This is a genomic window from Streptococcus sp. 449_SSPC, assembly GCF_001073005.1.
Lineage (GTDB): Bacteria > Bacillota > Bacilli > Lactobacillales > Streptococcaceae > Streptococcus > Streptococcus salivarius_F.
On sequence record NZ_JVGR01000030.1, the window covers coordinates 224873 to 246616 of the forward strand.

General features: G+C 39.2%; 23 protein-coding genes and 5 tRNA genes. 4 read left to right on the forward strand and 24 right to left on the reverse strand.

All coding sequences use genetic code 11. The features are described 5' to 3' along the window. Window positions 1-191: 191 nt before the first annotated feature. Window positions 192-1799 carry a ribonuclease Y gene (locus ADH51_RS09200; RefSeq protein WP_022495979.1) on the reverse strand — a complete coding sequence of 536 codons (1608 nt, stop codon included), beginning with the start codon at window positions 1797-1799 and terminating at the stop codon, window positions 192-194. 143 nt (window positions 1800-1942) lie between these two features. On the opposite strand from ADH51_RS09200, the gene ADH51_RS09205 reads away from it, so the two are divergent. Next, entirely contained in the window at window positions 1943-2425 is a 483-nt protein-coding gene (locus ADH51_RS09205; RefSeq protein WP_002885585.1) for an S-ribosylhomocysteine lyase, read from the forward strand. A gap of 28 nt (window positions 2426-2453) precedes the next feature. Here the strand turns inward: ADH51_RS09205 and ADH51_RS09210 are convergent, their stop codons facing one another. The 14 genes from ADH51_RS09210 to ADH51_RS09275 all read right to left on the reverse strand — a co-directional run bounded on the left by ADH51_RS09210 (window position 2454) and on the right by ADH51_RS09275 (window position 13991). Beyond that, window positions 2454-3224, reverse strand: coding sequence for an acetyl-CoA carboxylase carboxyl transferase subunit alpha (locus ADH51_RS09210; protein ID WP_002885482.1), 771 nt, complete (start codon window positions 3222-3224; stop codon window positions 2454-2456). Further along, a complete protein-coding gene (gene accD / locus ADH51_RS09215) occupies window positions 3221-4087 on the reverse strand; it encodes an acetyl-CoA carboxylase, carboxyltransferase subunit beta (protein WP_045769285.1) in 867 nt (288 codons plus the stop codon). The genes ADH51_RS09210 and accD overlap by 4 nt, the downstream gene beginning before the upstream one ends. Before the next feature lie 5 nt (window positions 4088-4092). Beyond that, window positions 4093-5463 carry an acetyl-CoA carboxylase biotin carboxylase subunit gene (locus tag ADH51_RS09220; protein WP_002885488.1) on the reverse strand — a complete coding sequence of 457 codons (1371 nt, stop codon included), beginning with the start codon at window positions 5461-5463 and terminating at the stop codon, window positions 4093-4095. Window positions 5464-5581: 118 nt separating this feature from the next. After that, window positions 5582-6007, reverse strand: a complete 426-nt coding sequence (fabZ, locus tag ADH51_RS09225; protein WP_002885470.1) for a 3-hydroxyacyl-ACP dehydratase FabZ — start codon at window positions 6005-6007, stop codon at window positions 5582-5584. Next, window positions 6004-6498: an acetyl-CoA carboxylase biotin carboxyl carrier protein gene (accB, locus tag ADH51_RS09230; protein ID WP_048676388.1), complete on the reverse strand. Its 495-nt coding sequence runs from the start codon at window positions 6496-6498 to the stop codon at window positions 6004-6006. The genes fabZ and accB overlap by 4 nt, the downstream gene beginning before the upstream one ends. Window positions 6499-6501: 3 nt before the next feature. Next, entirely contained in the window at window positions 6502-7734 is a 1233-nt protein-coding gene (gene fabF / locus ADH51_RS09235; protein ID WP_002885574.1) for a beta-ketoacyl-ACP synthase II, read from the reverse strand. A gap of 61 nt (window positions 7735-7795) precedes the next feature. After that, window positions 7796-8530: a 3-oxoacyl-[acyl-carrier-protein] reductase gene (gene fabG, locus ADH51_RS09240; protein WP_002885572.1), complete on the reverse strand. Its 735-nt coding sequence runs from the start codon at window positions 8528-8530 to the stop codon at window positions 7796-7798. 12 nt (window positions 8531-8542) lie between these two features. After that, a complete protein-coding gene (gene fabD, locus ADH51_RS09245) occupies window positions 8543-9463 on the reverse strand; it encodes an ACP S-malonyltransferase (RefSeq protein WP_048676391.1) in 921 nt (306 codons plus the stop codon). Between the two features lie 22 nt (window positions 9464-9485). Further along, entirely contained in the window at window positions 9486-10451 is a 966-nt protein-coding gene (gene fabK / locus ADH51_RS09250; protein ID WP_048676393.1) for an enoyl-[acyl-carrier-protein] reductase FabK, read from the reverse strand. Between the two features lie 105 nt (window positions 10452-10556). Beyond that, a complete protein-coding gene (locus tag ADH51_RS09255; protein ID WP_002885495.1) occupies window positions 10557-10781 on the reverse strand; it encodes an acyl carrier protein in 225 nt (74 codons plus the stop codon). 63 nt (window positions 10782-10844) lie between these two features. Further along, window positions 10845-11807, reverse strand: a complete 963-nt coding sequence (locus tag ADH51_RS09260) for a beta-ketoacyl-ACP synthase III (protein ID WP_037601832.1) — start codon at window positions 11805-11807, stop codon at window positions 10845-10847. After that, the gene (locus tag ADH51_RS09265; protein ID WP_002885562.1) at window positions 11807-12241 is read right to left on the reverse strand and encodes a MarR family winged helix-turn-helix transcriptional regulator; all 435 of its coding nucleotides are present in this window, start codon (window positions 12239-12241) and stop codon (window positions 11807-11809) included. Before ADH51_RS09265 ends, ADH51_RS09260 begins: the two co-directional genes overlap by 1 nt. 104 nt (window positions 12242-12345) lie before the next feature. Then, window positions 12346-13137 (reverse strand): enoyl-CoA hydratase, encoded by a 792-nt coding sequence (locus ADH51_RS09270; protein WP_013990100.1) that lies wholly within the window; start codon window positions 13135-13137, stop codon window positions 12346-12348. 215 nt (window positions 13138-13352) lie between these two features. Continuing rightward, window positions 13353-13991 carry an HAD family hydrolase gene (locus ADH51_RS09275; protein ID WP_002886650.1) on the reverse strand — a complete coding sequence of 213 codons (639 nt, stop codon included), beginning with the start codon at window positions 13989-13991 and terminating at the stop codon, window positions 13353-13355. Between the two features lie 129 nt (window positions 13992-14120). Here ADH51_RS09275 and ADH51_RS09280 point away from each other — a divergent pair, with 129 nt between their 5' ends. Next, window positions 14121-15479: an aspartate kinase gene (locus ADH51_RS09280; protein WP_048676396.1), complete on the forward strand. Its 1359-nt coding sequence runs from the start codon at window positions 14121-14123 to the stop codon at window positions 15477-15479. 149 nt (window positions 15480-15628) lie between these two features. On the opposite strand, the gene asnA is transcribed toward ADH51_RS09280, so the two are convergent. Together asnA and rlmD are read right to left on the reverse strand one after the other, a co-directional pair. Next, window positions 15629-16621 (reverse strand): aspartate--ammonia ligase, encoded by a 993-nt coding sequence (gene asnA, locus ADH51_RS09285; RefSeq protein ID WP_014633569.1) that lies wholly within the window; start codon window positions 16619-16621, stop codon window positions 15629-15631. Window positions 16622-16730: 109 nt separating this feature from the next. Then, complete coding sequence (gene rlmD / locus ADH51_RS09290) at window positions 16731-18086, reverse strand: 23S rRNA (uracil(1939)-C(5))-methyltransferase RlmD (protein WP_048676399.1); 1356 nt, start codon at window positions 18084-18086, stop codon at window positions 16731-16733. 34 nt (window positions 18087-18120) lie between these two features. Here rlmD and recX point away from each other — a divergent pair, with 34 nt between their 5' ends. Next, window positions 18121-18897: a recombination regulator RecX gene (gene recX / locus ADH51_RS09295; protein WP_048676403.1), complete on the forward strand. Its 777-nt coding sequence runs from the start codon at window positions 18121-18123 to the stop codon at window positions 18895-18897. 71 nt (window positions 18898-18968) lie between these two features. After that, window positions 18969-19502, forward strand: coding sequence for a nucleoside tri-diphosphate phosphatase (locus ADH51_RS09300; RefSeq protein WP_002886644.1), 534 nt, complete (start codon window positions 18969-18971; stop codon window positions 19500-19502). A gap of 29 nt (window positions 19503-19531) precedes the next feature. Here the strand turns inward: ADH51_RS09300 and ADH51_RS09305 are convergent, their stop codons facing one another. The 7 genes from ADH51_RS09305 to ADH51_RS09335 all read right to left on the reverse strand — a co-directional run bounded on the left by ADH51_RS09305 (window position 19532) and on the right by ADH51_RS09335 (window position 21683). Beyond that, a complete protein-coding gene (locus ADH51_RS09305) occupies window positions 19532-20191 on the reverse strand; it encodes a DUF1803 domain-containing protein (protein ID WP_048676406.1) in 660 nt (219 codons plus the stop codon). Window positions 20192-20245: 54 nt separating this feature from the next. After that, on the reverse strand, window positions 20246-21178 hold the full coding sequence (locus tag ADH51_RS09310; RefSeq protein ID WP_048676409.1) for a manganese-dependent inorganic pyrophosphatase: 933 nt from the start codon (window positions 21176-21178) through the stop codon (window positions 20246-20248). A gap of 90 nt (window positions 21179-21268) precedes the next feature. Further along, window positions 21269-21340 (reverse strand) — tRNA-Glu (locus ADH51_RS09315). Window positions 21341-21347: 7 nt separating this feature from the next. Further along, window positions 21348-21420: transfer RNA gene (locus tag ADH51_RS09320), tRNA-Thr, on the reverse strand. A 12-nt stretch (window positions 21421-21432) separates the two neighbouring features. Further along, window positions 21433-21514: transfer RNA gene (locus tag ADH51_RS09325), tRNA-Leu, on the reverse strand. A gap of 5 nt (window positions 21515-21519) precedes the next feature. Then, a tRNA-Lys gene (locus ADH51_RS09330) sits at window positions 21520-21592 on the reverse strand. Between the two features lie 18 nt (window positions 21593-21610). After that, window positions 21611-21683: transfer RNA gene (locus ADH51_RS09335), tRNA-Asp, on the reverse strand. Window positions 21684-21744 lie beyond the last annotated feature (61 nt).

The window sequence follows — 21744 nt, forward strand, 5'->3', positions numbered from 1 at the left end:
TTTACAAAATCTATTATACTCAATTTTTAATAACTGTCAACTAAAAACAGTCAAAAAAAATCAAAATATTTCATTACAAAACACTAATCTACCAAAATGACGCAATTTGATAAGAAAGTTCTTACATTTTCAAAAAGAATACAACCTTTCAGTATAAGTGCAAAAAAAAAAAGCCTTGCGGCTCTCTTATCTTATTTGGCATAGTCAACCGAGCGGAATTCACGAATGACTGTAACCTTAATATTTCCTGGGTAATCCAAATTCTTCTCAATTTGTTCACGTACCTTGTGAGACAAGATCGTAACTTCATCATCAGAGATTTTGTTTGGATGAACCATAATACGAATCTCACGACCAGCTTGAAGGGCGAAGCTTGTTTGAACACCATCAAAGCTTGATGCAATTTCTTCCAAATCACGAAGGCGTTTGACGTAATTCTCAACAGATTCATTACGAGCCCCTGGACGAGCCGAACTCAAAGCATCTGCTGCAGCTACAATAACTGCAATGACGCTCTCAGGTTCTACATCGCCATGGTGGCTGGCAATAGCGTTAACCACAACTGGATGTTCTTTGTACTTACGTGCAAACTCAGCACCAATCTCTACGTGGCTACCTTCGACTTCTTTGTCAATGGCTTTCCCCATATCGTGAAGGAAACCAGCACGACGAGCTAGGGCAACATTTTCACCCAATTCACCAGCCATGATACCTGCTAGTTTACCAACTTCAACTGAGTGACGAAGTACGTTTTGACCATACGACGTACGGAACTGCAAGCGTCCCATAATCTTGATCAAATCAGGGTGAAGATTCATAGCGCCAATTTCGTAGGCTGCCTCTTCACCATACTCACGGATACGGTTATCCATTTCCTGACGGCTCTTCTCAACCAACTCTTCAATACGAGCTGGATGGATGCGTCCATCCTTAATCAAGGCTTCGAGAGTCATACGTGCAATTTCACGACGAACTGGATCAAAACCAGAAAGGACAACTACTTCTGGAGTATCGTCAATAATAACGTCAATACCTGTTAGACTTTCAAGCGTACGGATGTTACGCCCCTCACGTCCAATGATACGACCTTTCATATTGTCATCTGGAAGGTGAACAGTAGTTACTGTTTGTTCAGTAACATAATCTCCAGCCAAGCGTTGCATAGCTTGCGCCAACACATTTTTGGCCTTCTTATCGACAGTATCTTTAACCTGTGCTTCTGCATCTTTGATACGTGTTGCAATCTCATGAGTCAGATTATTTTCAGTCTCCGTTAAAATTACCTCACGCGCTTCTGCAATGGTCATCTGACCAACACGTTCAAGTTCAGCCTGCTTCTCAGCCTCCAACTGAGTCACATTCTCTTCACGCTCATTAAGATGTTTAGATTTGTCAGCAAGACTCTGCTCTTTCTTCTCGAGGGCAAGTTCTTTACTTGATAGATTTTCATCCTTACGATCAAGGCTAGTGGCACGTTCTGTTAAACGATTTTCCATTTGTTTAAGCTCTTGACGTTCAGATTTGAATTCTTTTTCAATATCTTCTCGATATTTTCTAGCTTCCTCTTTTGCTTCTAACAAGAACTCTTTTCGTTGAGCCTTACTTTCGCGTTCAGCAGTCACACGCAGATGATCTGCATCATGTTCCGCCTGACTGCGAAGGTTCACAGCGTCTTGTTCTGCCTTTAGCAAGGTAGTTTCTGCTTGTTCCTTAGCTTTGCTAAGTTTAATAGAAATTGCTAAATATCCAACGACTAAACCAATGAGTGCAAAGACAACTAAAATTATCATGTTTATCATGTCTTTACCTCAACTTTTCTAAGGTTTCCCTAAAGAAAACCGTCTTCTAGTGTATCATATTTATAGCGATTTCTCAAATATATACTAGAACTTTAAACTGATTTTATGGTATCATAACTCTATTAGAATAGGGAGGTATTACCATGCCAAAAGACGTTACTGTTGAAAGTTTTGAACTTGATCATACCATTGTAAAAGCGCCTTATGTCCGTCTTATTTCAGAGGAAGTTGGACCTAAAGGAGATATCATTACAAACTTTGATATCCGTTTGATTCAACCTAATGAAAATAGTATTGACACAGGTGGTCTTCACACTATCGAACACCTACTCGCTAAACTGATCCGTCAACGTATCGATGGACTTATTGATTGCTCACCATTTGGTTGCCGTACAGGCTTCCATATGATTATGTGGGGTAAACAAGATCCTACAGAAATTGCTAAAGTTATCAAATCTAGTCTTGAAGCTATTGCTAACGAGATTACATGGGAAGATGTTCCAGGAACTACCATTGAATCTTGTGGTAACTACAAGGATCACAGTCTTCATTCAGCTAAGGAATGGGCTAAACTTATCCTCGAACAAGGTATCTCAGACCAAGCCTTCGAACGCCATACCGTTTAAAAAACATTGGGATATATCCCAATGTTTTTTAGTATTTTCTAAAACGTTGATAACGCGCTTCAAGCAAGTCCTCTGTTGATAATTGGCTTAATTCTGCCAACTCATCTACAATTGCTGTCTTAATCGCTTCGATAATTTCACTAGTAAAGTAACCACGTTCTGGGATAACCTTATCAACGATTCCCATATTAAGCAACTCACCTGATGTAATCTTCATCAACTCTGCTGCTTCTTCTGAACGTGAGCCGTCTTTCCAGAGAATAGTCGCAAATCCTTCTGGACTCAAGATAGAGTAGATGGTATTTTCAAGCATCCAAACCTTATCAGCTACTGCCAAGGCAAGAGCACCACCAGAACCACCTTCACCAATGATAATGGCAATAATAGGTACTTTAAGGTCGCTCATTTCCATAAGGTTACGAGCAATTGCCTCACCTTGTCCACGCTCCTCTGCTCCAACACCAGGATAAGCACCTGCAGTATTGATAAAAGTAACAACTGGACGACCAAACTTTTCAGCCTGTTTCATAAGTCGAAGAGCCTTACGATAGCCCTCTGGATGAGGTTGCCCAAAGTTACGGTTAAGGTTATCTTGAAGATTTCTACCTTTTTGAATACCCACTACAGTAACAGCTTGACCATTTAAACGACCAATACCACCAATAACGGCACCATCGTCTCGGAAATTACGGTCGCCATGAAGTTCGATAAAGTCATCGAAGATTCCTTGGGCAAAGTCCAAAGCAGTTAAACGGCCTTGATCACGCGCTTCTTTTAAAATACGTGCTACGTCGCTCATTGAACACCTCCATGGAATGATAAGAGTGTGGCAATGGTATCAGCCAACTCTGTACGTTTAACAATGGCATCAACAAAACCATGTTCTTGAAGGAACTCAGCCTTTTGAAAATCATCTGGCAAAGTTTCGCGAACTGTGTTTTCAATGACACGACGACCTGCAAAACCAATCAAGGTTTGTGGCTCAGCTAAGATGATATCACCTTCCATGGCGAAACTTGCTGTAACCCCACCAGTTGTTGGATCTGTCAATACAGTCAAATACAACAAGCCAGCATTCGAATGACGTTTTACAGCGGCTGAAATCTTGGCCATCTGCATCAAACTCATGATTCCTTCTTGCATACGGGCACCACCAGATGCTGTAAAAATAACAACTGGAAGTTTTTCCTCAATCGCATGTTCAAAGAGTTTAGTGATTTTCTCACCAACAACAGTTCCCATTGAAGCCATGATAAAGTTAGAATCCATAATGGCCAAGGCTGTTTTTTGCCCCTTGATACTTGCAACACCAGTTACAACAGCTTCATCAAGACCCGTTTTTTCCTTAGTCGCTGCTAATTTCTCCATATAACCTGGGAAATTCAATGGATTTTCAGTTTTAATACCAGTAAAAAGTTCTTGGAATGACCCCTCATCAACCGTTAAATCGAGACGTTCTTTAGCTGAAATACGGAAGGTATAAGAACAATTTGGACAAATTTTAGCTTGTCCCAAGTCCTTTTGATAAATAGCTTGTTTACAACCAGGACATTTGGCAAAAAGTTCATCTGGAACTTCTGGCACTTGGTGATCAATCCCATTACGTACAGAACGGTTAGGATTGATACGGATATACTTTTCTTTTCGATCAAATAATCCCATAAACTTTATTCCTCACGATTCTGATAATCTGGTAGGAAAGTCTCCATCAAGAAGGAAGTATCATAATCCCCAGCGATAACGCTACGATCTGAAATCAAATCCAACTGGAAGTCAGCATTAGTCACAACACCATCGATTTCTAGCTCATAAAGAGCACGTTGCATCTTCATGAGTGCCTCAAATCGATTCTCTCCATGAACAATGATTTTGGCAATCATTGAATCATAGTAAGGTGGAATAGTATAGCCAGGATAAACTGCACTGTCTACACGGAGACCAACGCCACCACTAGGTAGGTAGAGGTTGCTAATTTTCCCTGGACTAGGTGCAAAGTTGAACTTAGGATTTTCTGCATTGATACGACACTCAATAGCATGTCCCTTGATTTCAATATCATCTTGGGTCACAGAGAGTTTTTCACCTGCGGCAATACGGATTTGTTCTTTAACAATATCCACACCACTTACAAATTCTGTAACTGGGTGCTCAACCTGAACACGGGTATTCATTTCCATGAAATAGAACTGACCTGTTTTTTCATCAAGAAGAAACTCAATAGTACCCGCATTTTCATAATTAACAGCCTTAGCAGCACGGACGGCCGCTGAACCAATTTCGTGACGAAGAGTCTTACCAATAGCAACTGAAGGTGATTCTTCCAAGACCTTTTGGTTATTACGTTGAAGAGAGCAATCACGCTCACCTAGGTGAACAATGTTACCGTAGCTATCTCCCAAAATTTGAACCTCGATATGACGAGCTGGGTAAATAACTTTTTCAATATACATCGCCCCATTACCAAAGGCTGCTTTAGCTTCTTGTGACGCAGATTCGAAAGCGGGAGCTAACTCTTCTTCAGTGTTAACCTTACGAATCCCCTTACCGCCACCACCAGCAGAAGCCTTAAGCATCACTGGGTAACCAAGACGGTTGGCAACTTCCAAAGCCTCCTCAGCTGTAAAGACTTCACCATCTGAACCAGGAATTACAGGGACATTAGCCTTAATCATTTCAGCACGGGCATTGATTTTGTCACCCATCTTGTCCATGACTTCGCCTGAAGGACCAATAAACTTGATGTTCATTTCTTCACAGAGAGTGGCAAATTTAGAGTTTTCACTCAAGAAACCAAACCCTGGATGAATAGCTTGAGCCTCAGTCACAATAGCAGCTGATAGGACACGATTCATATTCAAATAAGAATCCGTTGATTTTGCAGGCCCGATACAAATAGCTTCATCAGCAAGCATAGTATGGAGAGAATCCTTATCTGCTTCAGAATAAATAGCAACCGTTTGGATACCCAATTCACGCGCTGCACGGATAATACGCACTGCAATTTCACCACGATTGGCAATCAATAATTTTTTAAACATAAAACAAGATAACATCAGACATTTTTTGATAGTCTGTGTTGATTTCCTTTCTATGTGATAGACCAATGTCTAAAGAAAAATCCTTTCCGACTGTCGCCAGAAGGATTTTCACAAAACATTAGCTTCCAATAGCAAAAGTCAAAGTACCTGATGCAGCAAGTTTACCATCGACTTCAGCCTTAGCTTCAACAACAGCAATTGTTCCACGACGTTTAACAAACTTAGCTGTCATAACAAGTTGGTCACCAGGAACCACTTGTTTTTTAAATTTAACCTTATCCATACCTGCATAAAAGACTAATTTGCCCTTGTTTTCAGGTTTAGACAATTCAAGAACACCAGCTGTTTGCGCAAGAGCTTCCATGATAAGAACGCCAGGCATAACTGGGTATTGAGGAAAATGTCCATTAAAGAAAGGTTCATTGATCGTTACATTTTTAATAGCTGTGATTTCGTCTTCTGAAACTTCTAGCACACGGTCAACCAAAAGCATTGGATAACGGTGTGGTAAAGCTTCACGAATAGCATTAATATCAATTGTCATTTGATGCGTACCAATCCTTTTCCGTAGTCAACAACTTCTTCATTCGCTACCAAGATTTCAGTAATAACACCATCTTTAGGTGCTGGCACTTCATTCATCACCTTCATTGCTTCAACGATAAGAAGCGTTTGACCTTTCTTAACAGTATCACCAACAGAAACAAAGGCTGGTTTTTCAGGTGATGGAGACAAGTAAGCCACACCAACAAGTGGACTTTCAACCACTTCACCTTCAGCAGCTTGAGCAGGAGCAGGAGCTTCTTCAACTAGTGTTGCTGGAGTTTCAACAGCGGCAGGTGCTGCTACTGGAGCAACTGGAGCTTGAGGAGCTGGCGCAACTACTTCAACTGTAGGAGCTACTGGGGCAGCTGTTACTGAACTTGTTTGATTTTTGCTCAAGTTCAATTCTTCACCATTGTTTTTGTATGAAAATTCACGCAAAGTTGATGCATCAAATTGAGCCAACAAATCTTTGATTTCAGAAATATTCATGAATTAAGCCTCCCAACGTTTAAAGGCAAGAACAGCATTGTGTCCACCAAAACCGAAAGTATTTGAAATTGCGTACTCAATATCAGCTTCTTGACCTTCACCATAAACAACATTAGCTTCTATGTAGTCAGACAATTCTTTTGTACCAGCAGTTTTCGGTACATAGCTATGACGAATAGCTTCGATTGTTGCAATAGCCTCAACCGCACCAGCAGCACCTAGCAAGTGACCTGTAAATGATTTAGTAGATGAAACTGGAACATCTTTACCAAGTACAGAAACAATGGCGCCACTTTCACCTTTTTCATTGGCAGGTGTTGATGTCCCGTGAGCATTAACATAATCAACATCTTCAGGTTTGATACCAGCTTCATTGATAGCCAATTTAATTGCTTTAGCAGCACCAGAACCGTCTGGAGTTGGTGTTGTCATGTGATAGGCATCACAGTTTGATCCGTAACCAACAATCTCAGCCAAGATGTTAGCACCACGTTTTTGAGCATGTTCCAAGCTTTCGATAACGAGAACCCCTGCACCTTCACCCATAACAAAACCATTACGGTCTTTATCAAATGGAATTGATGAACGTTCTGGATCCTCTGTTGTTGAAAGTGCTGTAAGAGCATTGAAACCACCGATACCAATCTTAGTGATTGAAGCTTCAGCACCACCAGCCAAGACAACATCATGCAAACCGAATTTAATTTCACGGAAGGCCTCACCGATTGCATCATTGGCAGAGGCACAAGCAGTCGTCACTGATTTACATACCCCTTGAGCACCAATTTTAAGAGCAATGTTACCAGCACCCATGTTTGAGAGTGCTTTAGGGATAAACATTGGTTTGATACGTTTCATACCACGTTCGTGCATACGAATGATTTGATCTTCAAGTTCTTGGAGACCACCGATACCAGATGACACGATAACACCAACACGATCACGATCTTCTTCTTCCATGTTAAGTCCTGAATTTTCAAGAGCTTCCATAGCAGCATAAATCGCATAAAGTGAGTAAGTGTCCATACGGTTAGTATCTTTTTTCACAAAGTATTTATCAAACGGGAAATCTTGGATTTCACCAGCGTTAAAGACTGGAATTTCAGAAGCATCAAACTTAGTAATTGGCTTGATACCAATTTTACCGTCATGAAGACTGTTCCAAAATTCTTCTGGTGTATTACCGATTGGTGAGGTTACGCCGTAACCTGTAACAACAACACGATTTGTAGACATATATATTCTCCTTTTGTCAGATGGATATTCTAGTAAATGATTTTTTGATATTGAAAGTCAATTATTGCATAGTCATACCACCATCAATAGCGATGGTTTGACCTGTGAGATATTCTTGACTAGCCAAGAATGCTGCAACTTCTGCCACTTCTTCTGCTTGACCAATACGTTTCATTGGTACTTGAGCAATCATAGCATCTTTCATTTTCTCTGGAATAGCGTCAGTCATATCTGATTCAATGAAACCAGGAGCGATAGCATTGACACGGACACCACGGGCCGCAACTTCACGCGCTACTGATTTAGTGAAACCAATCAAACCAGCTTTTGAAGCTGCATAGTTAGCTTGACCAATATTCCCCATAAGACCTACAACAGATGACATATTGATGATGGCACCTTGACGCGCCTTAGACATTGGTTTCAAGACAGCTTGTGTCATATTGAAGGCACCAGTCAAGTTGATTTTCAAGACACGTTCAAAATCTTCTTCAGTCATCTTCAACATCAACTTATCGTTAGTGATACCAGCATTATTAACTAGCACGTCAACACTACCAAGCTTTTCAATAGCTTCCGCAACCATACGTTTAGCATCTTCGCCATTAGAAATATCACCTGAGATACCAACAACAGTTACACCATAATCTGCAAACTGTGCAAGCAAGTCCTCAGAGATCTCAGAACGTCCATTTAGGACAACGTTGGCACCAAGACTAGCAAATTTGTGTGCCACAGCTAATCCAATTCCACGTGTTGAACCTGTTACAAAAACATTTTTATTCTTAAGTTCCATGTTTACCTCGTTTTAAGCATTAAGAAGGGCATCAAGACTAGCTTGATCTTCAACATTATGAGTCGGAAGAGTTTTGTCAATCTTCTTCAAGAAACCTGACAAGACCTTACCTGGACCAATCTCAATCACTTCATCTACACCAAATTCTTGGATAGTGGCAATCGAATCATAAAAACGTACAGGTTCCATCACCTGACGAGCCAAAAGTGCTTTGACGTCTTCTGACTTCATGATTTGAGCCTCAGTATTACCTACTAAAGGAAGCGTAAAGTCATTGAATGACACTTTCTCAAGTTCTGCTGCCAATTTTTGACTAGCTGATTCAAGTAAAGCTGTATGGAACGGCCCTGAAACATTAAGAGGAATCAGACGTTTAGCACCAGCTTCTTTTAGCAATTCCACAGCATAATCAACAGCCTCAACTTCACCACCAATAACAATTTGTGCTGGAGTATTATAGTTAGCAGGCGTTACTACACCCTTTTCAGATGCTTTTTGACAGATTTCTTCAATCAAGCTTGGATCTGTATTCATGATAGCAACCATTTTCCCACTTCCAGCAGGAGCAGCTGTTTCCATGAATTCTCCACGTTTAGCAACCAAGGCTACCGCATCCTCAAATGAGAGTGCTCCGGCTGCAACTAGGGCAGAATATTCACCCAAAGAGAGACCGGCAACAATATCAGGAGTGATATCATTTTCTGCCAAAAGGCGATAAATGGCTACTGACGTTGTCAAAATAGCTGGTTGAGTATAGCGTGTCTGATTAAGTTTTTCTTCGTTAGAATCAATCAATTCACGCAAATCATAACCTAGAATACGACTAGCCGTATCAAATGTCTCTTTGACAACGGGATAAGTCGCATACAAATCGCTCGCCATGCCCAATTTCTGAGCCCCTTGACCAGCAAATAAGAACGCACGTTTTGTCACTATCCTAATCCTTTCGACGTTTTTAGACGTTTACATCTGCCCAACGAGCAGCTTCTTCTTTAATCACCTTAGCAGCGCCTGTGTATAGGTCTTCCAAGATTTCTGCACATGTTTCTTCTTTACGAACAAGACCTGCAATTTGTCCAGCCATAACTGAACCATATTCCACATCTCCATCAACAACCGCGTTACGAAGGGCACCTGCACCAAGCTCTTCAATTTCCTCTTGAGTCTTCTTACCAGCCAAGAAATCTTTTTCAGCTTGGTTATATTCAGTAGCCAATTTATTCTTAATCGCACGAACTGGGTGTCCAACAACTGAGGCTGAAATAACAGTATCAATATCTTTAGCCTTCAAAATCTTATCTTTGAAGTTTTGGTGTGCATTAGACTCTTTAGCAACAGCGAAACGCGTACCAACCTGAACAGCTTCTGCTCCAAGCATAAGAACAGCAGCCATACCACGTCCATCAGCAACACCACCAGCTCCAATAACTGGGATAGATACCGCATCAGCAACTTGGCGAACAAGGGCCATAGTTGTCAATTTACCGATGTGACCACCAGCTTCCATACCTTCTGCGACAACAGCATCTGCTCCAAGTTTTTCCATACGTTTAGCAAGTGCTACCGATGGAATAACTGGGATTACTGTAATTCCAGCATCGTGGAAACGCTCCATATATTTACCTGGATTTCCGGCTCCTGTTGTAACAACCTTAACGCCCTCTTCGATAACGAGGTCAACGATGTCATCTGCAAATGGTGACAAAAGCATGATATTAACACCGAAAGGTTTGTCAGTGATTTGTTTTACTCTATCAATATTAGCTTTTACCACTTCTTTAGGGGCATTACCGCCACCAATAATTCCGAGTCCACCAGCATTTGAAACGGCTCCTGCCAAGTTGCCATCAGCAACCCAGGCCATACCACCTTGGAAGATTGGATATTTAATTCCTAACAGTTCTGTAATACGAGATTTCATTTTGCACCTTTTTTCGATTTTCTAATCAAATAAATAGTTTAATAATCAAAGTAATTGTATAAACAAAGGAGAATATCCCAAATAAGAATATTCTCTATGCCCTGCTTATTTAGTTTTTTCTTCTACGTAAGCAACAAGGTCACCAACAGTGTTAAGACCTTCTTCAGTTTCGATTTGGATATCGAACTCATCTTCGATTTCTGAGATAACTTGGAACACGTCAAGTGAGTCAGCGTCAAGTTCGTCAAAAGTAGTTTCTACTTTTACTTCTTCTGCATCTTTCCCAAGTTCTTCAACGATGATTTCTTGTACTTTTTCAAATACTGCCATTTTAATTTCTCCTTTAAGATAAATATATTTCTTATAATCTATGCTGGTGCATAATTTATATAACTAGATTTTAACAATAAGACTGCCCCATGTCAAACCCCCACCAAAACCTGATAAGAGAATTGTTTGACCGCTGTCTAATTTTAAGGTCCCATTCGCCACGTTTTCAGAAAGCAGAATTGGGATACTTGCCGCACTGGTATTACCATAAGACATCATGTTTGCCAAGAATTTATCACGACTGACATCGATTTTCTTAGCCATAATATCCAAAATACGAATATTAGCTTGATGAAGAAGGAAGTAATCAGGCTCACCTTTTTCTTCAACCAAGGCCTTAATACTCTTTGAAACCGTCTTAACGGCAAAATCAAAGATTGCTTTCCCATCCATTTGCATATAGGGATTAGGCTGATCAGACTCATCTGAATAAGGCGAGATAACTGCAGAAGCTCCTGACTCAAGACCACCCTTGCTACCATCGGTATTTAAAGATTCTCCCAAGAAATGTTCTTCTTCAGTTTCTTCCAAGAGGACTCCGCCAGCACCATCTCCAAAGAGGACAGCTGTTGTACGGTCAGACCAGTCTAACGTTTTAGAAAGGACTTCAGCACCAATGACTAGACCTCTTTTGTAGACACCTGACTTAATCAATTTTTCTGCGGTTGCCAGGGCAAAGACAAACCCACTACATGCCGCAGTAATATCAAAAGCAAAGGCATTGACTGCTCCAATTGTTCCTTGAACACGCGCTGCCACTGACGGCATCGAGCTATCAGGAGAAATCGTTGCAACTAAAACAAAGTCTAGCTCCTCAGGAGCTAATCCTGATTTTTCTAATAGCTGATGAGCAACATTGGTAGCTAAATCACTCGTATTCTCATTCAATGAGATGCGACGTTCCTGAATACCGGTACGTGAGCGAATCCACTCATCGCTAGTATCCATGATTTTTGATAGGTCATCATTAGTCACGACCTGAGCAGGTGCATAATGGGCAACCTGACTAATTTTTGCAAATGCCATTATTTCAACTCCTCAAGAAATGCGTGGAGATTTTCCAATCCCTTGCTCATAACCTTCAATTCCTCGTCGTTAAAGCCTTCTGTAATCCTCATCACCATTGATTTATGAAAACGACGGTGAAGACGATATACCAAACGACCCTTTTTAGAAAGCGAAAGATGGACCACACGACGGTCAACTGATGAACGCGTACGGACAATATAACCTTTCTTTTCAAGTTTATTGAGAGATGTTGTTACAGTACCAAGAGTTAGCATGAGTTCTTTAGCTACTGCACTTGGTGTCGTATCTGGATGTGTACCGATCACATCAATGGTATGCATTTCCTTGAGGGAAACATCGTTAAACTTTGAATTCTTTAAACTTGCTTCTTCGATAATAACTACGTTATTAAAAATATCAACAAGATAGCCATCAATTTTGTCGTAATTCACACCAGACTCCTTTCAATAAAACTTTGACTTTCAAATTATATCAGACTCAAACTAATTTCGCAAGCCCGATTAAAAAACTTTAGTTTTTCTTTTAGAAAATGTGGCTATTTCCCTTGGAATTTAGGTCGACGACGCTCACTATAAGCACGTACCCCTTCTTTGAAGTCTTCTGTGAAAGCAAGAGATTTTTGCAAGTCAAGTTCCAACTTAGCGTAATTTTCCCATCCTGCAAATTCAGATTCCCAAACCATTTCTTTAATGGCTTTAAAGGAATTCACTGAAGAGCGGTTCAATTTTTTAATCAATTGACTCACAGTTTTTTCAAGTTTTTCTGACTCAACAACTTTGTAGGCGATTCCCCAGTCCAAAGCTTTTTCAGCTGATACTGGCTCTCCTGTCATTGTAATTTGAGTCGCACGGTTAATACCGATTGAACGTGTCAAAAGGTAGAGACCTCCAGCGTCAGGTGCCAAACCAACACCTACAAAAGCTTGGATGAATTTAGCTTTATCAGATGCAATCGTAAAGTCTGCTGCAACAGCTAAGTTAGCTGCAGCACCTGCACATGGTCCATCAACTACCATGATGACTGGCTTAGGCAATTTTTTAAGAGCAAAAGAAATTTCATTTACCTGCTCAGCAATACGAACCAAAGACTGTACATCATCTACAGCAACCGCTTTTTGCATTTGATCAAGGTCACCACCAACAGAAAAGACTTTTCCATTAGCATTGATTACCAAGAATTTTACTGACGCATCTTGTTTAGCTTCCTCAATTGCAGCCATAATCTCATCACAAACTGGAATATTAAATCCATTTTGCACTTCTGGACGATTAAGCGTTAAAGTTGCTACTCCATCTTCAACACTATAAAGAATTGTTTCGTAAGCCATTTTTTGCATTCCTCCGATAACTAGTTCCTATATGAAAACCGTATGTTCTTTATATTTTTATCACAATTTTATTTGATGAATAGATAATTTGATTATCAAATCATTCATCGTTAATTTCTAGTATACCATAGTCCATCTAAAGGTCAACAAAAACTTAGAGTTTTTTAATTTGATACATCAAAACACCGAGTTCTACAACTAACTCGGTGTCTCTTCTATTTTAATAAATCTAAAACATCCATAAGGTTATCCAACAAGCCTTTGGCTGCACCTTGATCCATGCCAAAACGATTATCTTTAATGGCCCAAACCTCAACACCTGCAGCGACTCCAGCAGCAATCCCCTTTTCGCTATCTTCGATAATCAGCGCCTGATTTGCTTCCACGTTCAAATGCTGTAATGCTGTCAGATAAATCTCTGGATTGGGTTTACTCTCTTTAAATTCTTCTCCTGAGAGAACCACATCAAAGAAACCGTTCAAATGATTTTCCTCCAAAGCTCTAAGGATATCTGCCTTTACTGAGCTAGAAGCTAAACCTATTTTCAACCCTCGAGAATTCACTTCATTCAAGACCTTGAAAACATCAGGAAAGATTAATTCTTTATAGGGTAAGGGGTTGTCTTGTTTATAGGCATTGTACTCTTCTTGTAAAGTTGGCACATCCCAGTTATCATAGTCATCTCTGAGAATATTTTCCCAAACTTGCTTGGTATTTCCACCTATAAAGAAAGACGGGGGTAAATGGTCTATTGAAATTCCCTTTTGAGCTAAGAAATTTGCACGTCGATCATAATAATATTTTTCAGTGTCAAAAAGGACACCATCCATATCAAAAATAATTGCCTCTACCACGGGATATCCTCCTTTTCTTTCCTTATTGTACCATAATCAGACTAAATCTTACTTGCTTTTAAAAACAATGTGACAAATTGTCAGAATTTTGCTATAATTGTAGAGTAATTTAAAATTTTTGGAGTAACTATGAAAGTCATCAAATTCGGTGGGAGCTCACTTGCTTCAGCCACACAATTAGAAAAAGTCTTAAACATTGTAAAATCTGACCCTGAACGTCGCTTTGTCGTAGTATCAGCCCCTGGTAAGCGTAACGATGAAGATACCAAAGTCACAGACGCCTTGATTAAATACTATAAACACTACACAAAAGGTGCTGATGTCAAAGCTGACCAAGAATGGATTATTAACCGCTACCAAGCTATGGTCGATGAGCTAGGCTTCAAATCAACAGAAATGGCGAAGATTGCTAAATCTATCAACGATCTTGCCACTCTTCCTATTGAAGACAATGATTTCCTTTATGATACTTTCCTAGCTGCAGGGGAAGATAATAACGCAAAATTAATCGCAGAATATTTCCGTAATAACGGTATTGAAGCACGTTACGTTCACCCTCGCCAAGCTGGTATTTTTGTCTCAAGCGAACCAGGAAATGCTCGTATCCTTCCAGGAGCTTATGACAAGTTGGAAGAGCTTCGTGAATCAGATGAGGTTCTTGTTATCCCTGGTTTCTTCGGTGTTACCCCTGATAATCAAATTTGTACTTTCTCACGTGGAGGCTCTGATATCACTGGTTCTATCGTTGCAGCTGGAGTTAAGGCAGATTTATATGAAAACTTCACAGATGTAGATGGTATTTTCGCAGCCCATCCTGGTGTCGTTCATGAACCACATTCAATTCCAGAGTTGACTTACAAGGAAATGCGTGAATTGGCGTATGCTGGCTTCTCAGTTCTTCATGACGAAGCCCTTCTCCCTGCCTACCGTGGTAAAATTCCACTCGTTATTAAAAATACAAATAACCCAGACCACCCAGGCACACGCATTATTCTTGAACACAAGGGTGCAACTGTTCCTGTCGTTGGTATCGCGAGTGATGATGAATTCGTCAGCATCAATATGAGCAAATACCTCATGAACCGTGAAGTTGGTTTTGGACGTAAGGTTCTCCAAATTTTGGAAGATTTAAACATCCGTTGGGAACACATGCCTTCTGGAATTGATGATCTCTCAATCATTATTCGAGAACGTGAACTTACCCCAATCAAAGAACAAGAAATTCTTTCATACTTGACTCGTGAACTCGGTGTTGATGAAGTTGAAATTGAACATGGCCTTTCAATCCTCATGATTGTTGGTGAAAATATGAAAGACCACATCGGTGTTACAGCGACAGCGGCTAAAGCGCTCTCTGAAAAACATATTAACCTAGAAATGATTTCTCAAGGTTCTAGTGAGGTTTCTGTTATGTTTGTAATTGAAACTGAGCAAGAAAAAGCAGCTGTCAGAGCTCTTTACGATGCTTTTTTCCGTAGTGACGATTAATCTAAAAACCTATCTCCTTCAAGGGATAGGTTTTTTCTTTATGAAAAAATAAGTCATCTCTCTTGATATCTACTCCAATAGAAAATTCGTTGAGCAATTATACACAGCAATTGCTAACCAAAAAACACTAACTTTCGTTAGTGCTTTTTTTACAAGATATTTTCGTAACTTTCACGAACGGCATCTGGCCAAACTGAAGTTTGAACCTCACCAATATGTTTCTTACGAAGCAAGAACATAGCCATACGTGACTGACCAATACCTCCACCAATTGTTAGTGGGAAAAGGCCATGTAACAAGGCTTGGTGCCAATCCAATTTCAAACGATCTTGGTCGCCAGTAATTTCAACCTGACGTTTAAGGGCATCTTCATCAACACGAATACCCATTGATGACAATTCAAAGGCATGTCCTAATTGTTCATTCCAAACCAAGATATCCCCATTCAAACCATGGTAACCATTCTCAGACTCAGTTGTCCAGTCATCATAGTCAGGTGCACGACCATCATGTGGTTTTCCATCAGGAAGAACACCACCGATACCAATCAAGAATACAGCACCATATTCCTTAGTAATAGCATCTTCACGCTCTTTTGGTGTCAAATCAGGGTACTTCTCAACAAGTTCTTCTGAATGGATGAAGGTAATTTTCTTAGGTAAAATAGCTTCAATATCGTAACGTGCTTCAACTGCTAGCTCAGTCAAACGAATAACCTTATAAATGGTTTCAACAGTTTCTTTCAAGTAAGCGATATTACGATGTCCGTCAGGAATAACTTTTTCCCAGTCCCATTGGTCAACGTAAACAGAGTGCGTTGCATCCAATGAATCTTCATCTGGACGAAGAGCCTTCATATTAACCACGAGCCCTTCACCTTCATTGAAACCAAAACGAGCCAAAGTATGGCGTTTCCATTTTGCTAATGAGTGAACAACTTCGTATGTTGCGTCAGGAATCTGAAGCACATTAACAGTTACAGGATTTTCAATACCGCTCAAATTATCCTGCATACCATCCCCGACCTTACTCAAAATAGGCCCTTGCACTTCAACGACGTCAAGTTTATCAATCAAATACTGTGTAAAAGTATTCTTCACAAAAGAAATTTCCTCTTGTTGATGAATGAAGCTCTTTTTCATACGCTCCTCCTTTAAAAAATCGATAAGCCTATTATACTCCTATTTTTCAGAAAAATAAAGAAATTTTCCAACAATTTGGAAAATTTCTTGTTTTTTATGTTAGGTTTTATCACATTTTCTTAGTTAGCTTCACAACTGCTTCTGTTCGAGCTGTATGAGGAAACATGTCTACTGACTGAATATAATTAACATCATAAACTTTAGCCAAAGAAACTAGGTCTCTAGCCAAAGTAGATACATTACATGAAACATAAACCATTTTTTCAGGAGTGTAGGCCAGTATCGTTTTAAGTAGCTTATCATCTAAACCAGTTCTAGGTGGATCCACAATAAGAGCATCTGCTCGATAGCCTTCCTTGTACCAACGAGGAATGATATCCTCAGCCTTACCCACCTCATAGTGAGCATTCTCCAACCCAAGTGATTTAGCATTCTTTCTAGCATCCTCAATAGCCTCTGGAATAATATCCATACCTCGAATACTCTTTACCTTATTTGCAAAAGCAAGTCCAATAGTACCAACCCCACAATAAGCATCAATAAGGTGTTCAGCCTTACCTACATCCAAAGCTTCAACGGCCTGACCATAGAGTACCTCTGTTTGTTGAGGATTCAACTGGTAAAATGCACGAGGAGAGAGAGCAAAGTTATAGTCCAGTACCTCTTCTTGAATAGCGTCTTGCCCCCAAAGAATTTCCGTCTCTTGACCATAAATCTCGCTAGATTTCGAATAATTATAATTGACAGCAATAGTTACAATCTCTGGAAAACTTTCCGTCAATTCCTTAACCAATTTAGTGAAAGAAACTGATTTAGAGGTTACAAAAATCAACTGGACCTGATTTGAACCCAAAGCACGTCGTATCATAACGGTCCGAATTCCAGAAATTTTACGCTCATTATAAATTGGGAACTTGTATTTATCTAACAAATTTGTCACCTTATTCATGATGACTTGAGTTAGCTCATCCTGAACTAGGCAATCATCAATATTAATGAGGCGATGACTCCCTTCCGCAAATAAGCCAGCTTTGACTGAACCACCAAAAGAACGGGTTTGAAATTGTAGTTTGGCTCGGTAATGTTGTGGTTGCTCCATCCCTATTGTTGGACGAATGTCATATGACTCAAAATTAGTCGGTTTAAACTTCTTCAAGGCTTGTCCTAATAAGTCAGTTTTAAACTCTAATTGCTTATCATAACGAAGATGCATTAACTGGCAACCGCCACAGTCTTCATAAATACTACATGCAGGTTCAACACGAAACTTAGAAGGCTTATTAATCTTTAATAATTTTGCCTGAACAAAGTTTCTCTTAACAGAAACAACCTGACAAAATACTTCTTCACCCTTCAAAGCCCCTGGCACAAAAACTAGAGTTTTCTTATAAAAACCAATGCCTTCGCCATTGATTCCCATGCGTTTTATCTTAAGCGGGATACGCTGTTTCACTTGTAAATTCATACTACCATTCTAACATTTTGATATAATAATAACTATGAAAATCACAAAAATCGAGAAGAAAAAGAGACTTTATCTCCTTGAGATAGACAAAAAAGAGAGTCTCTACGTTACAGAAGATACCATCGTTAAATACATGTTGACAAAAGAAATGATACTGGACAAAGATCAACTAGAGAATATTAAATCCTTTGCCCAGTTCTCGCATGGTAAAAATTTAGCCCTCTATTTTATTTCCTTTAAACAACGTACTGAGAAAGAGGTAAAAGATTACCTTTTTAAACATGAAATAAACCCTCATATAATTCCAAAAATTATTGATAATCTAAAAAAAGATCACTGGATTGATGATTACAAACTCCTAGAAAGTCTAGCTCAACAAAATCTGAATTCAGGCGATAAAGGAGCCTATGTGCTGAAGCAAAAATGGCTTCAAAAAGGTTGTAACAAACAGATCATTGATGATGTTTTAAGTCAATTTGACTTCTCAGAATTAGCCATTAGAGTAGCTTCAAAACTGTTACGAAAATATCAGGGAAAACTACCATCTAAAGCCCTAAAAGATAAATTAACTCAAAGCCTTATCAATAAAGGTTTTTCATTTCAAGAAAGTAAACTAGCAATCAATCATCTAGAACTTGAAGCAGATGAAGAAACTGAACAAGCTCTCCTTTATAAAGAAATAGATAAGCAATATCAAAAATTTAGTAAAAAATACGACGGTTATGAACTTAAGCAGCGCTTGACACAATCTTTAGCCAGAAAAGGTTATGACTTTGATGCCATAGCATCCGCTCTAAGAGAATATTTATAGGAATTCCCCCCTCTTTTCACAAAATTATGATACAATAGTGGGGATAACCCTTATTGTAGAAAGAGGACGCCATGAAATTACCAAAAGAAGGCGACTTTATCACAATTCAAAGTTATAAGCATGATGGTAGTTTGCACCGTACTTGGCGCGATACTATGGTACTAAAGACAACTGAGAATGCTGTTATTGGCGTTAACGACCACACCCTCGTTACTGAAGCAGACGGAAGACGATGGGTAACACGTGAACCTGCTATTGTTTATTTCCACAAAAAATACTGGTTTAATATTATAGCCATGATTAGGGATAACGGCATTTCCTACTACTGCAATTTAGCTAGTCCATATATTTTGGACCAAGAAGCACTAAAATATATTGACTACGACCTAGATGTCAAAGTCTTCGCTGATGGTGAAAAAAAATTGCTAGATGTAGATGAGTATGAAACACATAAAAAAGAAATGCATTACTCTCCTGATATTGACTATATCTTAAAGGAACATGTTAAAATCTTAGTAGATTGGATTAACAATGGTAAGGGGCCATTTTCACAATCTTATGTTAACATCTGGTACAAACGTTATCTTGAACTAAGGAATCGTTAAAGTTGTCATAAAAAAGACTAGTAATATTACTAGTCTTTTTTTGCACTAAAAACTAATGCTTCAGAATCTAAGTCCATATTCAAAAGATAACGACCTTCTTCTACTTGAATAAGATACCCTAATAATTCTAAAGCATCAACAAAAATATTCCTCCTCTTTTGAAGTACATATTCCTTCCTTATGTATTTTAATAGAAAAGTCGTTACATGTTTCAAAAAGTATTCAGGATTAACATCCCCTAATATGTCATATAATCTATTCTGCTCTTCAGATAATGGTAGATTTTCTCTTAATTTATAGAAATAATTTGAAATCGTAAGTTCGTCTCGCGTAATACCCGTTTGTTCGATAATAACAGCATCATTAGTTGAATTAGATATCTCAGTAACAAAACTACGATTTAATAGTTCTAAATAACAGGAAGAATCATCATTAATAAAAAAATGCTGGTCTAAGTCAATTGTAGAAGAATCCGTCACTAGATTAATTAATAAACGATAACGTTTCTCGAATCGTTCAATATAGCCTGCTTTAACAAACTCCTCAATTAATTTATCTATATTCTTTTGAAAAGGAAACTGCCTTTTTATTGCTCTCAGGGTCACAGGCTGATTAAGATATAGATAATTCACTATTTCCATAAAAAAAGCTTGCTTACATAGTTTGTTTGGGTTAAATTGTATTATCATAAGAAGTATTATACCATTAATCAGACCACTAAAAAAAGGCCTGACGGCCTAATTTTATGCATTAAAGCTTTCAGTCAACTGTGGTACTACTTGTTTCTTACGAGAAACGGCACCTTCAAGGAAAGCATGATTATTTTCTAAAACAAAATCAAAGGCATTTTCAACATTATCAGTATTTGAACCAAGTGCAAGAATTTCTGAATTTGAATTAAGGATATCAGTAATCATTAAGACAAAGTCAGAGTATCCATTGCTTTTAATTGAGTTATTAATAGCTTCTTCGATTTCCTCTTGACGAGAAAGAACATCGGCAATATCAACAGTATTAACTTGTGCAACACGAACTTGATTGCCATTCAATTCGAAAGTTTTGGCATCAATATCAATAAGTTCTTCAGCAGATTTAGAAGAAAGATTAGTACCAGCTTTAAGCATAGCTAGACCATATTCTTCTAGATTAACACCAGCAATTTCTGCAAGTTCAGCTGCGACTGCAGGATCTGAAGCATGTGTAGTTGGAGATTTAAGAAGAAGAGTATCTGAAATCAAACCTGACAAAAGCAAACCAGCCACTTCCTTAGGAACTTCAACATTGTTTTCTTTAAACATACGATAAACAATTGAAGATGCAGATCCAACAGGTTCCAATCGCATCATTAATGGATTAGCAGTTTCAAAGTTAGCCACACGATGATGGTCTACTACCTCAATAACCTCAACATCCTTAATATCTGAAATAGATTGTTGAAACTCATTATGGTCTGTAAGAATTACTTGATTAACTCCCTCTGACAGAGCTGATTCAACAACTCGTGGTGCCTCAACACCAAAATAATCAAGAACGAAAGCAGTTTCTTCGTTAGGAGTACCTAAAGCAACAGCTTCAGCATCAACGCCAAGTTGACGTTTCAAATAAGCGTATCCATAAGAAGACCCAATCGCATCAGAATCAGGGTTTTGATGACCAAAAACAAAAACTTTAGACATAAATTCACCTCAAAAATAGTATTATAAGCTATTATAACATATAAAAAAAAGAAACAAAATAAAAAGAGTAACCTAAGTCACTCAAAAATATAGTCCGTACGGGATTCGAACCCGTGTTACCGCCGTGAAAAGGCGGTGTCTTAACCCCTTGACCAACGGACCATCTTTATGCCGGCTACATGACTTGAACACGCGACCCTCTGATTACAAATCAGATGCTCTACCAACTGAGCTAAGCCGGCTAACTTTTCTAATGCGGGTGAAGGGACTTGAACCCCCACGCCGTTAAGCGCCAGATCCTAAATCTGGTGCGTCTGCCAATTCCGCCACACCCGCATATATGACCCGTACTGGGCTCGAACCAGTGACCCATTGATTAAAAGTCAATTGCTCTACCAACTGAGCTAACGAGTCTCAAATATTTCTACTTGACGGTCCCGACGGGAATCGAACCCGCGATCTTCGCCGTGACAGGGCGACGTGATAACCGCTACACCACGGGACCTATGGGAGTTAACGGGATCGAACCGCTGACCCTCTGCTTGTAAGGCAGATGCTCTCCCAGC

Coding starts and splice junctions, on each gene's coding strand:
- ADH51_RS09200 (WP_022495979.1), bottom strand. CDS start 1,799: ATGATAAACATGATAATTTTAGTTGTCTTTGCACTCATTGGTTTAGTC.
- ADH51_RS09205 (WP_002885585.1), top strand. CDS start 1,943: ATGCCAAAAGACGTTACTGTTGAAAGTTTTGAACTTGATCATACCATT.
- ADH51_RS09210 (WP_002885482.1), bottom strand. CDS start 3,224: ATGAGCGACGTAGCACGTATTTTAAAAGAAGCGCGTGATCAAGGCCGT.
- accD (WP_045769285.1), bottom strand. CDS start 4,087: ATGGGATTATTTGATCGAAAAGAAAAGTATATCCGTATCAATCCTAAC.
- ADH51_RS09220 (WP_002885488.1), bottom strand. CDS start 5,463: ATGTTTAAAAAATTATTGATTGCCAATCGTGGTGAAATTGCAGTGCGT.
- fabZ (WP_002885470.1), bottom strand. CDS start 6,007: ATGACAATTGATATTAATGCTATTCGTGAAGCTTTACCACACCGTTAT.
- accB (WP_048676388.1), bottom strand. CDS start 6,498: ATGAATATTTCTGAAATCAAAGATTTGTTGGCTCAATTTGATGCATCA.
- fabF (WP_002885574.1), bottom strand. CDS start 7,734: ATGTCTACAAATCGTGTTGTTGTTACAGGTTACGGCGTAACCTCACCA.
- fabG (WP_002885572.1), bottom strand. CDS start 8,530: ATGGAACTTAAGAATAAAAATGTTTTTGTAACAGGTTCAACACGTGGA.
- fabK (WP_048676393.1), bottom strand. CDS start 10,451: ATGAAATCTCGTATTACAGAACTGTTAGGAATTAAATATCCAATCTTC.
- ADH51_RS09255 (WP_002885495.1), bottom strand. CDS start 10,781: ATGGCAGTATTTGAAAAAGTACAAGAAATCATCGTTGAAGAACTTGGG.
- ADH51_RS09260 (WP_037601832.1), bottom strand. CDS start 11,807: ATGGCATTTGCAAAAATTAGTCAGGTTGCCCATTATGCACCTGCTCAG.
- ADH51_RS09270 (WP_013990100.1), bottom strand. CDS start 13,137: ATGGCTTACGAAACAATTCTTTATAGTGTTGAAGATGGAGTAGCAACT.
- ADH51_RS09280 (WP_048676396.1), top strand. CDS start 14,121: ATGAAAGTCATCAAATTCGGTGGGAGCTCACTTGCTTCAGCCACACAA.
- asnA (WP_014633569.1), bottom strand. CDS start 16,621: ATGAAAAAGAGCTTCATTCATCAACAAGAGGAAATTTCTTTTGTGAAG.
- rlmD (WP_048676399.1), bottom strand. CDS start 18,086: ATGAATTTACAAGTGAAACAGCGTATCCCGCTTAAGATAAAACGCATG.
- recX (WP_048676403.1), top strand. CDS start 18,121: ATGAAAATCACAAAAATCGAGAAGAAAAAGAGACTTTATCTCCTTGAG.
- ADH51_RS09300 (WP_002886644.1), top strand. CDS start 18,969: ATGAAATTACCAAAAGAAGGCGACTTTATCACAATTCAAAGTTATAAG.
- ADH51_RS09305 (WP_048676406.1), bottom strand. CDS start 20,191: ATGATAATACAATTTAACCCAAACAAACTATGTAAGCAAGCTTTTTTT.
- ADH51_RS09310 (WP_048676409.1), bottom strand. CDS start 21,178: ATGTCTAAAGTTTTTGTTTTTGGTCATCAAAACCCTGATTCTGATGCG.